The organism is Kitasatospora sp. MAA19 (assembly GCF_029894125.1).
In the GTDB taxonomy this organism is placed as follows: Bacteria; Actinomycetota; Actinomycetes; order Streptomycetales; family Streptomycetaceae; genus Kitasatospora.
The window spans coordinates 74,612-87,115 of sequence record NZ_JARXYZ010000018.1 but is presented as its reverse complement, the minus strand read 5'-3'; the positions used below and the strand labels follow the sequence as shown (position 1 = coordinate 87,115).

At 70.8% G+C, this 12,504-nt stretch carries 11 protein-coding genes and 1 pseudogene; 5 read left to right on the top strand and 7 right to left on the bottom strand.

Annotated features, from left to right (window positions below; translation table 11 throughout):
- Positions 1–158: 158 nt before the first annotated feature.
- Both P3T27_RS25395 and P3T27_RS25390 read right to left on the bottom strand, forming a co-directional pair.
- A complete protein-coding gene (locus P3T27_RS25395; RefSeq protein ID WP_280682348.1) occupies positions 159–2,906 on the bottom strand; it encodes a LuxR family transcriptional regulator in 2,748 nt (915 codons plus the stop codon).
- Positions 2,907–3,266: 360 nt separating this feature from the next.
- Positions 3,267–3,643: pseudogene (locus P3T27_RS25390) on the bottom strand (integrase); the annotation flags it as partial.
- On the opposite strand from P3T27_RS25390, the gene P3T27_RS25385 reads away from it, so the two are divergent.
- A complete protein-coding gene (locus P3T27_RS25385; RefSeq protein ID WP_280682485.1) occupies positions 3,567–3,914 on the top strand; it encodes a hypothetical protein in 348 nt (115 codons plus the stop codon). The pseudogene P3T27_RS25390 and the gene P3T27_RS25385 sit on opposite strands and share 77 nt — an antisense overlap.
- Here P3T27_RS25385 and P3T27_RS25380 read toward each other — a convergent pair.
- The gene (locus tag P3T27_RS25380; RefSeq protein ID WP_280682346.1) at positions 3,889–4,053 is read right to left on the bottom strand and encodes a hypothetical protein; all 165 of its coding nucleotides are present in this window, start codon (positions 4,051–4,053) and stop codon (positions 3,889–3,891) included. The genes P3T27_RS25385 and P3T27_RS25380 overlap by 26 nt on opposite strands.
- A gap of 549 nt (positions 4,054–4,602) precedes the next feature.
- On the opposite strand from P3T27_RS25380, the gene P3T27_RS25375 reads away from it, so the two are divergent.
- Positions 4,603–5,433, top strand: a complete 831-nt coding sequence (locus P3T27_RS25375) for a glucose 1-dehydrogenase (RefSeq protein ID WP_280682344.1) — start codon at positions 4,603–4,605, stop codon at positions 5,431–5,433.
- A 225-nt stretch (positions 5,434–5,658) separates the two neighbouring features.
- Positions 5,659–7,497, top strand: coding sequence for a glycoside hydrolase family 15 protein (locus P3T27_RS25370; protein WP_280682342.1), 1,839 nt, complete (start codon positions 5,659–5,661; stop codon positions 7,495–7,497).
- Positions 7,498–7,591: 94 nt separating this feature from the next.
- On the opposite strand, the gene P3T27_RS25365 is transcribed toward P3T27_RS25370, so the two are convergent.
- From P3T27_RS25365 to P3T27_RS25355, 3 genes are read right to left on the bottom strand one after another with little or no spacing between them, the layout of a single operon-like run.
- A complete protein-coding gene (locus P3T27_RS25365; protein WP_280682340.1) occupies positions 7,592–8,272 on the bottom strand; it encodes a methyltransferase domain-containing protein in 681 nt (226 codons plus the stop codon).
- The gene (locus P3T27_RS25360; RefSeq protein ID WP_280682338.1) at positions 8,269–8,769 is read right to left on the bottom strand and encodes a hypothetical protein; all 501 of its coding nucleotides are present in this window, start codon (positions 8,767–8,769) and stop codon (positions 8,269–8,271) included. The genes P3T27_RS25365 and P3T27_RS25360 overlap by 4 nt, the downstream gene beginning before the upstream one ends.
- Positions 8,770–8,771: 2 nt before the next feature.
- Positions 8,772–10,055, bottom strand: coding sequence for a molybdopterin-dependent oxidoreductase (locus P3T27_RS25355; RefSeq protein WP_280682336.1), 1,284 nt, complete (start codon positions 10,053–10,055; stop codon positions 8,772–8,774).
- 367 nt (positions 10,056–10,422) lie between these two features.
- Between P3T27_RS25355 and P3T27_RS25350 the strand changes: the two genes are divergently transcribed.
- The gene (locus P3T27_RS25350; protein WP_280682334.1) at positions 10,423–10,650 is read left to right on the top strand and encodes a hypothetical protein; all 228 of its coding nucleotides are present in this window, start codon (positions 10,423–10,425) and stop codon (positions 10,648–10,650) included.
- A 125-nt stretch (positions 10,651–10,775) separates the two neighbouring features.
- Positions 10,776–11,063, top strand: coding sequence for a trehalose-6-phosphate synthase (locus P3T27_RS25345; protein WP_348534133.1), 288 nt, complete (start codon positions 10,776–10,778; stop codon positions 11,061–11,063).
- Here P3T27_RS25345 and P3T27_RS25340 read toward each other — a convergent pair.
- Positions 11,003–11,998 carry a PP2C family protein-serine/threonine phosphatase gene (locus P3T27_RS25340; RefSeq protein ID WP_280682333.1) on the bottom strand — a complete coding sequence of 332 codons (996 nt, stop codon included), beginning with the start codon at positions 11,996–11,998 and terminating at the stop codon, positions 11,003–11,005. The two genes, P3T27_RS25345 and P3T27_RS25340, sit on opposite strands and share 61 nt — an antisense overlap.
- Between the last annotated feature and the right edge of the window lie 506 nt (positions 11,999–12,504).

Sequence of the window (12,504 nt, the reverse complement as noted above, 5' to 3'; positions counted from 1 at the left end):
GGTGGCGCCCTTTCCGAGTGTCGTGGTGGCGGGAGTGTCGGTGGAAGTGTCGGTGGAGGTGAAGCGGGGATCCAAGATCCCCCGGGGCGACCCGATCAGCGTAGGCCTGCGGGTAGAGGCCGGACGTCCGGGGGCGCCGGACGTACCGACAGGTCCGCTCAGTCGTCGGGCAGGGCCATGACCAGGTTGGCGAGCTGGACCCGGGAGTTGATCGACAGCTTGCGGAAGACGGAAGTCAGGTGGGTGTTGACCGTGTGCGGGGAGACGACGAGCAGGTCGGCCGCCGACCGGTTGGTACAGCCCCCGGCGATGAGGCGCGCGACCTTCTTCTCCGAGGCCGTGAGGGCCTCCCAGCCCTGGACGGGGCGCTGCACGGTCGCTGCTCGGTAGCGTCGGGCCCTGGCGCCGGCCAGCTCGCGCCGCACATGTTCCGCTGCCGCGTGGGCGCCCGCCGCGGCGAACGCGCCATGAGCGTGCGTCAGGGCGGCCACCGCCTGGGGCTTCCGGCCCGCGGCCAGGAGTGCCCGTCCGAGATCGGCCTGGGCGGCGGCCCGGACCAGCGGGCGAGGACTCGCCCTGAGCAGTGTGACGGCGCGCTCCAGCATGGCGAGATCGTTCTTCACGAGCCCGGCGGCCTGCGCCGCGATGCCCGTGGCGGTGGGCACGGCCGGGTTCCGTTCGGCGTAGGCCCGGGCCTGCGCGGCCAGGTCCTCGGCGAGTTCGCGGTCCGCGCCACGCACGGCCACGCGTATCGCGGAATCGATCCAGTTGCGCAACAGCCGCCAGCGCATGAAGAAACCCACCTGCTGCACCTGCCGAATCCTGTCGAGGGCAAGCCCGACGTCCCCCTCGGCCTCGGCGTGGACCGCCTCCAGGAAGCGCACTGCAGCCGTGTTGCCCGGGTTCGGTTTGGCCGCCAGCCTCTCCTGCGCCGCGGCCAGGTGCTGCCGCGCCGCTTCCGGATCACCGCGCAGCAGGGCGATCCGAGAGCGGATCACACGGGAGTTCACCTGCTGGACGGGTACCTGGACGTCGTCCTCCAGGCGCTCCATCGTCACGAAGTCGGCGTCGGCGTCGGCGAGCTTGCCGAGCGCCAGATGGTGCTGTCCCTGTCCCCACAGCAGCATGGCCTGACGCGACGACCCGTCACGATCCGCTGCCCGCAGCAGCAGTCGTTCGCTGGACTCGAAGTCGTCCACGTGCTGGTGCGCGACGATCTCCTCGGGCAGGAAAGCGGAATCGACGGCACTGAGCGCGGCGAACTGCTCCAGCGCGACGGCGTTGTCACCCGCGTTGAGCGCGATCTCGCCGAGCCCGCACAGGGCGAGGACGTGCGCCTCCCGGTCACCGCTCGCGGTGGCGGCACGCAGCGCGGCCTCACCGGCCTCCCGCGCCACGACGAGATCCTCCTCGCGGGACAGCGCCAGCGCACGCAGGGCCGCCAGCCTCGCTCCGATCTCCGGGGCTGCGCCCCCGATGGCGAGGGCCGCTTCGGCCCGGCGGCGCAACTCACCGGCGAGATCCATGTTCCACAGCGTCCCGCCCAGGGCAGCCTGCAACCGGCCGAACGTCGCCAATGGCGGTCGGCGGTCCAGCAACCGGTCACCGGTCGACAGCGCCTCTCGGTTCCGGCCGGCCCGGGTCAGGCAGACGATCGCCTGCTCACCCACGACGAACCCCAACGGCCGTGCTGACGGCACCAGTTCCAGGGCGTGCACCATCAGGTCGGCCGCGAGGCCCGGCGCGACCGGCAGCACGTCGTCAGCGGCTCGCTGCAGCAGCGCAACGGCTTCCTCGTCCCCGGGCCGGGCGCCCCTGAGGATGTGCGGCACCGCGTCGATCGGCTGCCGGCCCGCGGAGACAAGGTGGTTGGCGGCCGCTCGGTGCAGTGCCGTCCGGGCTGACGGCGGGATGTCGGCGTAGACCGCCTGGCGCAGCAGGTCGTGCCGGAAGACCAGATGATCGCCGTTGTCGTCCAGGAGTCCGGCGCGCACCGCCTCCTCAAGTGCCGTGATCAAGCTGGTGGACGGCTGGCCGCAGAGCGCGGTGGCGTCATGGAAGCCGAACCGGCGTCCCAGCACCGCTCCCATCTGAAGCAAGCGCAGTGTGCCGGGCTGCAGGGACCCGAGTCTGCCGCGCACACCCACCACGAGCCCTGGGGGTACGGGTTCACCCGAGCCCTCGCCGGTCCGCAGTCCCGCGAGCATCTCGACCGCCAGGAACGGATTCCCGCCGGCGCCGTCGAGCAGGTCCCGCACCCGCTCGTCGACGGCTGCGCCCAGGGTGTCGCCGGCCAGTTGGCCGACGGCGGCGCCGGACAGCGGCCCCAAGGGCACGGTGACCGTCGGGATCGTGCCCTTCGCGGCCGCGACGACCTCCGCCGCCGGACCGGCGGACTCCGGCCGCCCGGCCAGGATCCACAGCACCGGCGAGGTCCACAGGCGGGTCGGAAGCTGCTTCAGGGCGAACCGGCTGAGCGGGTCGGCCCACTGCACGTCGTCCAGGGCGATCAACACCGGCGCGCTGCCGGCTCTGGCTTCGATCGCCTCCGCTATGCGCTCCACCAGCCAGATCCGCTGATCGTGATTGCGCGCGAGATCGGCGAAGGCATCACCGGAGAGCAGCGGTTGATCGCCGTGCAGGACGCAGGCCGCCAGCGACGAGAGCGGCACGATGTGATGCAGCTCGTCGGCCTTGCCGAGCCCGACCGAGAATCCCGCTGCCCTGGCCCTGGTGACGGCCTCGGCGAGCAGCGTGGTCTTGCCGATTCCCGCCTCCCCCCGGATCAGGGCCAATCCCCCGCTTCCGGTGCAGGCCACCGAGGCGATCAGCGCCTGCAGCTGTTCGAGCTCCACCTCCCGGCCACGCAGACCACGACGGGACAGCGATCCGCCCGACCCCGCCACTCACGCGCCCTTCCTGCCCGCACTCACCGGTTGAAGCCGGGCTCAGCCCACTCCGGCTGGTGGCTCCGCCCTTCGGCGTCGGCTGCCGGTGCCGGTGCCGGTGCCGGAAAGCGACGCCGACCAGGCCCGGACGACGCGCGCCGGATGTGCCCATTATCCGAATAACGGCAGCTCAGCGCGTTCTGTGGGGCGAGTGACTCCGGCCACACCGCCGGCAGAGACGGGCGTGACGCTGCTTCATCCGGGTTGCGGAACGGGCGGCGACGCCAGCGGCTGCACGCCACGGGCATGCCAATTTCAGTTCCCCGCGCAGCTGTGGCGTGCAGGCACGGTTCAAGTCGGCCTCCGACTTGAACTGCCGATGATGCCCTCGGCCTGGGCGGTGAGGAACTCACGCCAAGTCGGGCCGCAGCGACGCGGCGCCGGGTCGACGCCGGCCGCGTGGAGAATCTCCACACCATCGAGGCAGCGATCCGGTGCCCGAGCCGAGCCAACTCCCCCTGGATCCGTCAGCGCCCCCAGCGCGGATTCTCCTGGGCAAGCCGTACAACGAGCGTCTTGATAGTCGATCGGGTGGGCGGGCGTCCGGTGCGTCGGTGGGTGGTGTAGTCCCACTTCGCGGCGATGAACCTGCGGTGCCAGGCGAGTAGGGTGCCGGGGGTGACCGGGAAGACCTCGTGCCAGCACCGCCGGGGTATCAGCGCGGACACCTGGCCGTGCTGGGGCACCGTCCTGATGGAGTGCCCCGCGACGCTGGTGGCGAAGTGGGCTCCGGGCGCGGCGAGCTTCGAAGCGATCGACGAGCGGATCACCCGGATCCGGATGGGGGCGTGGTCCTGGTCGGCGCTCATCGGCTTCCTCGTCACCTTCAACTGCCGTTTCACCGTCGAAGGCCCGCCCGAACTCGCCGAAGCGGCCCGCCAGGTGATCGGCCGCCTCGACGTCGGGGTGCCCCTGCCCGACGAGCGCGCGCCGGAGCCGGTCAGTTCAGTCCGAGCCGGTACCTGAGATCGGAACGGACGGCCCGCATTCCCGTGCTGGATCCGTTGCGGCCCTCGGCCGCCTGGAAGGGCGGCCGCCACACGGCGGCGACGTCGGCGCCGAGTTCGGCGAGGGTGTTGCGCTCCTCGGCCGCCCTGAAGAGCAACCGCCACGACGCGGTGTGCGCGCCACCGTGCCCGCGGTGGTGGTCGCGATCCTCGGCCGCCCCAGTGGGCGACCGCCACCCAGATCGGCACGGATCGGTTCCAGGTCGGGTCCAGGTTGCGATCCTCAGTCGTCCCGGAGGGTGACCGCCACTCGCCCGGCTGGTCTCGATGACCGAGCACGTCAAGGCGTTGCGATCCTCGGCCGCCCTGGAAGGCGACCGCCACGCAGGCGGATCCCGCCGGTAGCGACGCCCAGCGGGCAGCGTGAGTGAGCCGGTTCGGCTTGCTACCTCAGGCCTTCGTACCCGGCTGCTGATCGGCCGCTTCCGGGCCTCCGGTACGAGTGCCCTCGAGCTCCTCTCCGTCGGTGGGTCTATGGCCGCCTTCGGATTGTCTGTCCAGGCCGCCGTCCGCGGGCCATACGGGCCATCACGTGCCGCCGTTCGATGGATGCGGCGGTCGGGTCCGATGCGGCCGGTCGTCCGGCTGGGACACCTTCCTTGCAGGGGTACTGGGGGATACGCCCCTGCCCGAAGAGGAAACCGGTGTTGTGCGGGTTCCAACCGCGTACCCGTCGTTCACCTGTGCGGTTACAGGAAGGGATGCCCGACGTGTCTGATCCCGTCGTCCTCATCACGGGCGCACTCACCGGTATCGGTCGCGCCACCGCCTTGGCTTACGCCCGTCAGGGCGCGAACCTTGTGGTCTCCGGCCGCCACGAGGACGTGGGTGAGCAGCTTGCCAGGGAACTTTCCGATCTCGGCGCCCCGGTCGGGTTCGTGCGGGCTGACGTCCGTTTCGACGCCGATGTGAAGGACCTCGTCGACCGCGCGGTCGCACGGTTCGGGCGGATCGACGTCGCCGTCAACAACGCCGGCACCGAGGGAACGCCCAGCCCTGTCACGGAGGTGACCGACGAGGCCTACCAGGCCACCTTCGACACCAACGTCAAGGGAACGCTGCTGTGCCTGAAGCACGAGTTCCGGGTCATGAGGGAACAGGGCGCAGGCAGCATCGTCAACGTCAGCTCCGGCTACGGCCTCATGGGTTACCCCGGGGCGGCCTTGTACGTCGGGAGCAAGCACGCCGTCGTCGGCATCACCAAGGCGGCCGCACTCGAAGGCGCCGCCCACGACATCCGGGTCAACGCGGTCGCCCCCGGCTACACCCGGACCGCCATGTACGAGCGGTTCACCGGCGACGACACGGCGCGTGAAGCGGTCGATTCGGTGCTGCCCATGCACCGGGCGGGCACCCCGGAGGAGATCGCCCAGGCCGTCCAATTCCTGGGGTCGGACAAGGCGAGCTATGTCACCGGGCACATCCTCCTGGTCGACGGCGGCCTGATGGCGGGCGGTCCCCTGTTCCCGAGCTCGTGAAACCGCGAGGCCGGCCACGGCGTGCATGCGGCCATCAGGGGCACGGACGGCCGCTCTTGGCTCCTCCTACAGCCAAGGTATGACGTTGAGCGAATCCGCCGTACACGGAGGCTTTGGGGTCAATGCTTCTCAGGTATCTGAAGCGACCTGCGGCGCGGGCGAGCGATCCTCACGTCGTCCTCGCCGGACCGCCTCGCCTGGCCCGAGATGGACGGGATGCGACGAATGAGCGCGCGACCGATCGGTGACCACGCCCTGCTCTCCGACTGCCGTTCGGCCGCCCTGGTCACCTCCGACGGCTCAGTGGACTGGCTGTGCCTTCCCCGATTCGACAGCCCGGCGATCTTCGCCCGCCTCCTCGACGAGAGCGCCGGCCACTGGTCCATCCGCCCCACCGGCCCTGCCGACATCAGCCGCCGCTACCTCGAAGACACCCTCGTCCTGGAGACGACCTTCCGCACGGCCGACGGCACGGTGGTGCTGTGCGACGCCCTCGCCCTGGGACGGCGCGAACGCGGCCACGCACTCGGCAGCGCCTCCCCGGGAGTGCTCCTGCGACAGATCACCTGCACCGAAGGATGGGTGACCATCGAGATGACCTATGCGCCGCGCCCGGAGTTCGGACTCGTCCACCCGTTCCTCGCACCCGTCCGGGGCGGACTCGCCGCCCACGGGGGCGCTCACGTTCTGCTCCTGTCGAGCCCTGTGGACTTGCGGGTGAGCGGTTCCACGGCGCACGGTCTGGTCCCGCTGCGAAGAGGGCAGCGCCTGGGATTCGCCCTGCACGTTGGGCCGGCCTGGGAGCGGGAGCCGATGTGCTGGCGGGCCGGGCGTATCCGACGCCGCCTTGGCGACACCATCAAGGGCTGGCGCTCGTGGTCGCAGCTCCACCGCCGCTATGTCGGCCCCTGGCAGGCCGAGGTGGGCCACAGCGGACGCGTGCTACGCGCCCTGACCTTCGCGCCGACCGGCGCCATCGTCGCGGCGGCCACCACCTCCCTGCCCGAGCGAGTGGGCGGAACGCGCAACTGGGACTACCGGTACACCTGGGTCCGCGACGCGAGCTTCACCCTTCAGGCGCTGGCCACGGCCGCCTGCCACAAGGAGAAGGAGAAGTTCTTCGACTTCCTCGCCCGAGCCGCGGTGAATCAGCTCGACCGCGGCGTCGACCTGCAGATCATGTACGGCATCGGCGGGGAACGCGATCTGAGCGAGCGGCTCCTGCCCCACCTGACCGGCTGGCGCGACAGCAGCCCCGTTCGGAGCGGCAACGACGCGTGGCGCCAACGTCAGCTCGATGTCTACGGCGAACTCCTCGACGCCGCGCACGAGACCCTCCCGCCCGGCGAGCGTCTGGACCCAGCCACCCGCACCCTCCTGGTCCAAGCGGCAGAGACAGCCGCCCGGCGGTGGTCCCAACCGGATCAGGGCATCTGGGAGCGACGCGGGCCCAGCAGACACTTCCTGCACTCGAAACTGATGTGCTGGGTCGCCCTGGACCGTGCCATCGCCATGGCACCCACCCTCCAGGCCGAAGCCCGCGTACCCCACTGGCGGCACGAGCGCGACCAGATCCGCCAAGCCATCGAACAGCGAGGCTGGAGTCCCCGCCTGGGCGCGTTCACCCAGGCATTCGGCAGTGAGGAACTCGACGCCTCGACGCTGATGCTGCCCATCGTCGGCTTCCTGCCGCCTGACGACCCCCGCGTCCAGTCCACCGTGCTGGCCATCGCCACCCACCTGACCGACCGCGACGGCCTGGTCCGCCGCTACCTCAGCGACGAGCTGCCGGAAGACGAAGGCACCTTCCTGCTGTGCACCTTCTGGCTCGCCCATGCCCTTGCCCTCACCGGCGACACCACCCGTGCACGGCACGTCTTCCAGACCGCCCTCGCGCATGCCAACGACGTCGGGCTGCTGGCCGAGGAGACCGACTCCGCCACAGGGGAGGCCCTCGGTAACTACCCGCAAGCCTTCAGCCACATCGGCCTGATCAACGCCGCCCGCGCCATCCGCGATGCCGAGGGGAAACCCACGCACACGCAGCCTCGATCAACCGGTTGACGGCCCTTGTCCCGGCCGCCGGCGGTTGCCCTGACCGGGTGGGACAGCCCGGTGGCGCCACCCGTCGTATCCTGTGCCGCGCCGTCAGCCGGCCTCAGCATGGACAACCCGAGGATGGGCCCTGGTGCCCGAGGGCGAGGAAGCATCGGTTGCCGCTCTGCCACTGGTCGGTGACGCCGAGGGCCAAGTCCCGGGCGATCCTGCGGAGCGCCTGCGCTCCCAGCCGCGCCCAGGGAAACAACGACCCCCTGTGGCCGTGGACGTTTTCGAACCAGGCAGTGCAGAGCTCCTCGACGTCGTACGGACCGACCTCGACGAGGAGGACACCCGTCGGGCTGACGAGCTGGACACATCGGCGCAGCAGGGCATGCGGGTCACCGCCGATACCGATGTTGCCGTCGATGAGCAGGACGGTCTGCCAGCCGCCCTCGGCCGGTAGCCGGTCGAACACCGATCGGCACAGTGCTCTCCCGCCGAGAGCAACGGTATGGGCCACCGCGCGGGGAGCCACATCGACGCCGAGCGCGGGGACTCCGTGGCCCAGGAGCGCTCTGCAGAGCCGGCCCGGTCCGCAGCCGACGTCGAGAACGGGGCCGACGCAGCGGTTGAGCACGGATTCGTCGGCCCCGGTGGGCTGCGCGTACCAGCGATGCACCGGCATCCGGATCCGGCGCCCGTCCGTCAGCCGCAGGTACACCGGTCCGTGGCCGCTGCGCAGGACGTGCGCGTAGGGGTCTGCGCCAGCGTGGGACGGCGCTTCCTCGTCGGTCGTCACGGTGCGTCGTGACCTGGTGCGGGTCGTTCCTCGTCGGCGCGGGCGGCCCGCCGGACGCGGCGGAGCTTGAGAGCGAAGGCGATCGCTGCCGCGCCGAACAGCACAGCGGTGATCGCCAGCCAGCGGCCGAGGTAGACGTCCTCCGGCAGCCGCGTGTCGCCCTGGTAGGGGATCGACAGGTTGAGGATCAGGGGAAACCACACGAGCAGCAGGACCCCGGACAGGAAGGCGGGCACGCGCAGATAGTTGATCCACGGCACCGCAGGAGTGCGTTCCGGGCGGTGGCGCAGCACGGACTGGGCCGACAGGTCGGCGAGCGAGTACAGGGGCAGCAGGATCAGGTCGTGGCCGATGGCCGCGCCGACGAACCAGATCGCCACCCCGAGCGGGCGCTCGGCGAACAGGCGTACCAGGGCGTAGCCGGTGAGGGCGAACGAGGCGATCAGGACGAGGAGGTGCAGGGGCCCGGAGCCGTACCAGCGGACGAAGCGTGCCATGGTCAGGTCCTGAAGGTGAGTCGGTGCACCCATTTGGTGTTGTTCACGCCGGGGTTGGCGGGGACGATGATGCGGGCGGGGTATCCGTGGTCGAGTGAGAGGTCCGCGCCGTTGACGTGCAGGGCGAGCAGTGATCGGTGGTCGTGGATCTGGTTGCCCCGCAGCACCACCGAGCTGTAGGGGCCGGGTGGTTGGACGGATTCCACCAGGACGCTTCCGGCGTCCGGCAGGCCCGCCAGGGCGGCCAGGTCGGCCAGCCGAAGGCCGCTCCAGTGCTGGTCGGGGGTGGACCATCCCTCCACGCAGGCGATCGGCAGGGCGGCGGCTTGCTGGGGCATCGCGAGGAGCTGTGTGCGGGTGAAGACGAGCGTCGGGCCAGGGCCGTAGATCTCCAGCCGCCAATCCGGGCCGACATGCGCCGGGTTGATGCCGACAGCGGCGGCCGTCTTGTTGATCTGAAAGCCGTTCGGTCCACTGCCCGGTTCCCGGTTGTGCGGCGCGAGCAGGGCGGTGCCGCGCAGCCGACCGCCGATGCTCTGTCCCGCGGTGACCACGAGAAGCAGCAGGGAGCCCGCCCCCACCATGCCCACCGCTCCGCGGCGGGTCATCGTCGGTGCCGCGGAGGCGGTCGGGACCAGGCCGTCGGGGTCGGGCGGCTCGGTCCGGGTACGGGCGAGGTCGGTGCGCAGTTCGGCGGCCAGGCCGCGGGAGCGCAGGGCGCGGGTCATCCGGCCGAGTTTGAGGGATACGTGGACGACGAAGGCGGCGATGAACACCCAGGCACCGTAGAAGTGGAGGGTGTAGAAGGAGCCGGGGAAGACGTAGTAGAGCTGGATGTTGAGGATCCCGGTGACGAATTCGAAGACGACCCCGCCGACCAGCGCCAGCAGCGACAGCCGCTCCAGCGCGTGGGCGGCGCTGCGGCCGGGCGGCCACTCGAAGAGCTTCGGGATCACCGACCACAGTTTGGCCAGCACCACCGGCACCAGGACCACGCCGAGCGTCACGTGAACGCCCTGGGTCAGCCGGTACAGCCAGTACGGATGCGTGGGCCAGTCGAAGAGGTAGAAGCCCAGTACGCCCTTGTCCGGGGTCTGGTCGTTGAGTGCACCGAGGCCGGGATTGTAGGCGGCGTAGGACAGTGCGCCGGTGACGAAGAGCAGCGGGATGCCGACGAGCAGCACCAGGCCGAACACGGAGGTCAGCCAGGGCCCGCGGATGGGACTGCGCCAGAAGTCGGGCCGGAACGGCCCCGGGGGCGGAGGAATCTGCTCGACCCGCCGCACGAGGGCCCGGGTACGAGCGGCCGCCTTGGCAGCCCGAGCCGCCGCGGCAGCGCGAACGCGTTCAAGGCGCCGCGGCGCGTGCTTCTCGTCCGATCTCGGGCGTTGCGGGCCGCCGGAACTTGAGGTGCCAGGAGGCCCTCCGCCACTGTCCATCGGCCACTTCCTTCGTGCCCAGGCTGCCTCGCAGCGGAGTGGGCCGAAACCCACGCGTCGGCGGTGCTGGTCAAGTCGTCAGCTACAAACTGGCACGGATCGGGTCGACTGTCCGCGTCTTGCGTGCATGCGGGTGTCCGTCGCCAGCCGAACGGTCGAACCGGCGCTCCGCACGGCTCGACGGGTCCCCGCACGGTGGCCTCATGATGGTGGAGTGCGACGCCTCAGCACATGGCGCGTCCCACGGCGCAGCGCCTCCACCCGGCCCGGCCGCACCGCGCTGACCAGGGAAGTGTTCTGGTTCGTCGTGATCGGCGCCGCCTCCACGGTGGCCCAGGCCCTGCTGTACTGGGTTCTGTGTCACTGGTCGCCGCCCATCCCGGCCACGCTGGCCACCCTGGTCGCTGCGGACGGATCAACCTGGCCTACCCACGCGCCGTGAAGTGTGATCTTCAAGGCTGCGTGTCGTCTTGAGCGTGTCGTCTCCGGCCAGCACTTCCGTGCTTCGCGCCCCGCCTCGCACGCTCTGCCGGCGCGCTCGGCCGCCCGGCGAATCTTGGACCTGGGATCACCCAGTCCGAGAGAGGGGAAGCTCATCAGGCGCGTGCGCGGCGTGCTCCCGGTGCGACCGTCTGGCTGCATGACTACAGCCTCTGGCTGGTCCCGGGCCTCCTGCGCGCGCCCCGGCCCGACCTGTATATCGTGCTATTCCACCACCCCCTTCCCTCCTCCGGGCATCTTCGCCACTCTGCCGGTGGCCGCTACCGTTGCTCCGGCCTCTTCCCAGGACGGGTTCACCGCTCTCGGCGGACGGCGAGCAGGGCCGCATCGTCGGTCAGGCCACAACCGACGTAGGCCCGCACGTCCACGAGGAGATCGTCCAGCAGGGAGTCCGGATCCCCGTGCGGCATCGCCGCCAGGCGCTGGGCGAGCGGATAGAACCGGCCGGCCGCGTCCCGGGCCTCGGCCACGCCATCCGTGTAGAGCAACAGGAGGTCGCCACGTTCGAAGATGAGCGACCGGGCGTGATAGGTCCCGCCGACCAGATCGAGCAGGGCCAGCGGCGGTGCGTCAACGGGCGGCTCCACCGCGCTGACCTCACCGGCGTGGCACAGCAACGGCGGCGGGTGCCCGCAGTTGACCACGACCGCCGGTCCCGGCCCATCGGGGACACCGACCAGCACCGCCGTGACGAACTCCTCGATCGCCGGCCGACGGGCGAGCGCCGAGTCCAGCCGCCTGGCGACCTCCGCCAGATCCGGCTCGGCCCGGGCAGCCTCACGGAACACCCCGAGCACGTCGGCAGCGGTCTCCACCGCGCCCAGACCCTTGCCGCACACGTCACCCAGCAACAGCCGCACCCCGTACGGAGTACGCATCACCTCGTACAGATCCCCACCGATCCGCGCCTCCGCCTCCGCCGCCACATAACGCACCGCGACCACCAACGGCCCCACCCGCCGGGGCACCAGGCGCAGCAGCGCCCGCTGCGCCGCCTCGGCGACCGTGCGCACCCTGGCCAGCTCCCGCTCCTGGGTCGCCACCACGATGACATTGGCGCAGCTGAAGAAGGTGATCACGATCACCGTGGCCGCAGCGGTCACGTGGACGACCAGAGGAACTTCGCTGTCGTAAAGTGCCAGACCGGCAACGATGACACTGGCGACCATCCCGGCCGCCAGTGGGACCGTGGCCCGGCGAGTACCCGCGCCCGCCACCACCGGCACAGCGGCCAGGATCGGGGAGAACGTGACATCGGGCCCCGTCACGACATCGGCCAGCACAGCCATCGTGACCAATGCGTAGCCGGCGAAAGCGAGCCTGCGCGACCACCTGGGCAGGAACGGTGGCGGACGCCATGCTCCCCCGTTCAAGACAGCAGACACCGGACTGCCCTCCATAGTCGAGCTCTCCCTCTCTCCAGGGTCAATCGCTGTCGGCTCTCCCGCGACAGCGTTCCCGAGGGAGCCGCCACGCGCCTGACACCGGTGACGCCGCCGAGGTGCTGTCAGCCCCTACGCCACGGCCCAGCGACCGAATGCGCGGCCGAGGAACGCGGCGGTGCCTCCACGAATGCGGACCGTCACTGACAGTCACGCGCATCCACGGGTTCAACGAGATTGGACTGGCCTGCCTGGACCATCAGTGGGCGGGAGGCCGTCCCCGCCCATCAACCACCTTCTCCTCGCCCAGTTCCTGGCAGAGGTGGCCGGCACGACGGCCGACCGGTACGTCACCCGACACGTCATCGAGCGCGGCAGGCTCTGGCACACCGCGTTCCCGCCGGGCCGATGCA

Bases quoted from the DNA above. Each gene is read 5' to 3' on its own strand.
- P3T27_RS25370 (WP_280682342.1), top strand. From the start codon at position 5,659: ATGAGCGCGCGACCGATCGGTGACCACGCCCTGCTCTCCGACTGCCGT.
- P3T27_RS25360 (WP_280682338.1), bottom strand. From the start codon at position 8,769: ATGGCACGCTTCGTCCGCTGGTACGGCTCCGGGCCCCTGCACCTCCTC.
- P3T27_RS25340 (WP_280682333.1), bottom strand. From the start codon at position 11,998: ATGGCTGTGCTGGCCGATGTCGTGACGGGGCCCGATGTCACGTTCTCC.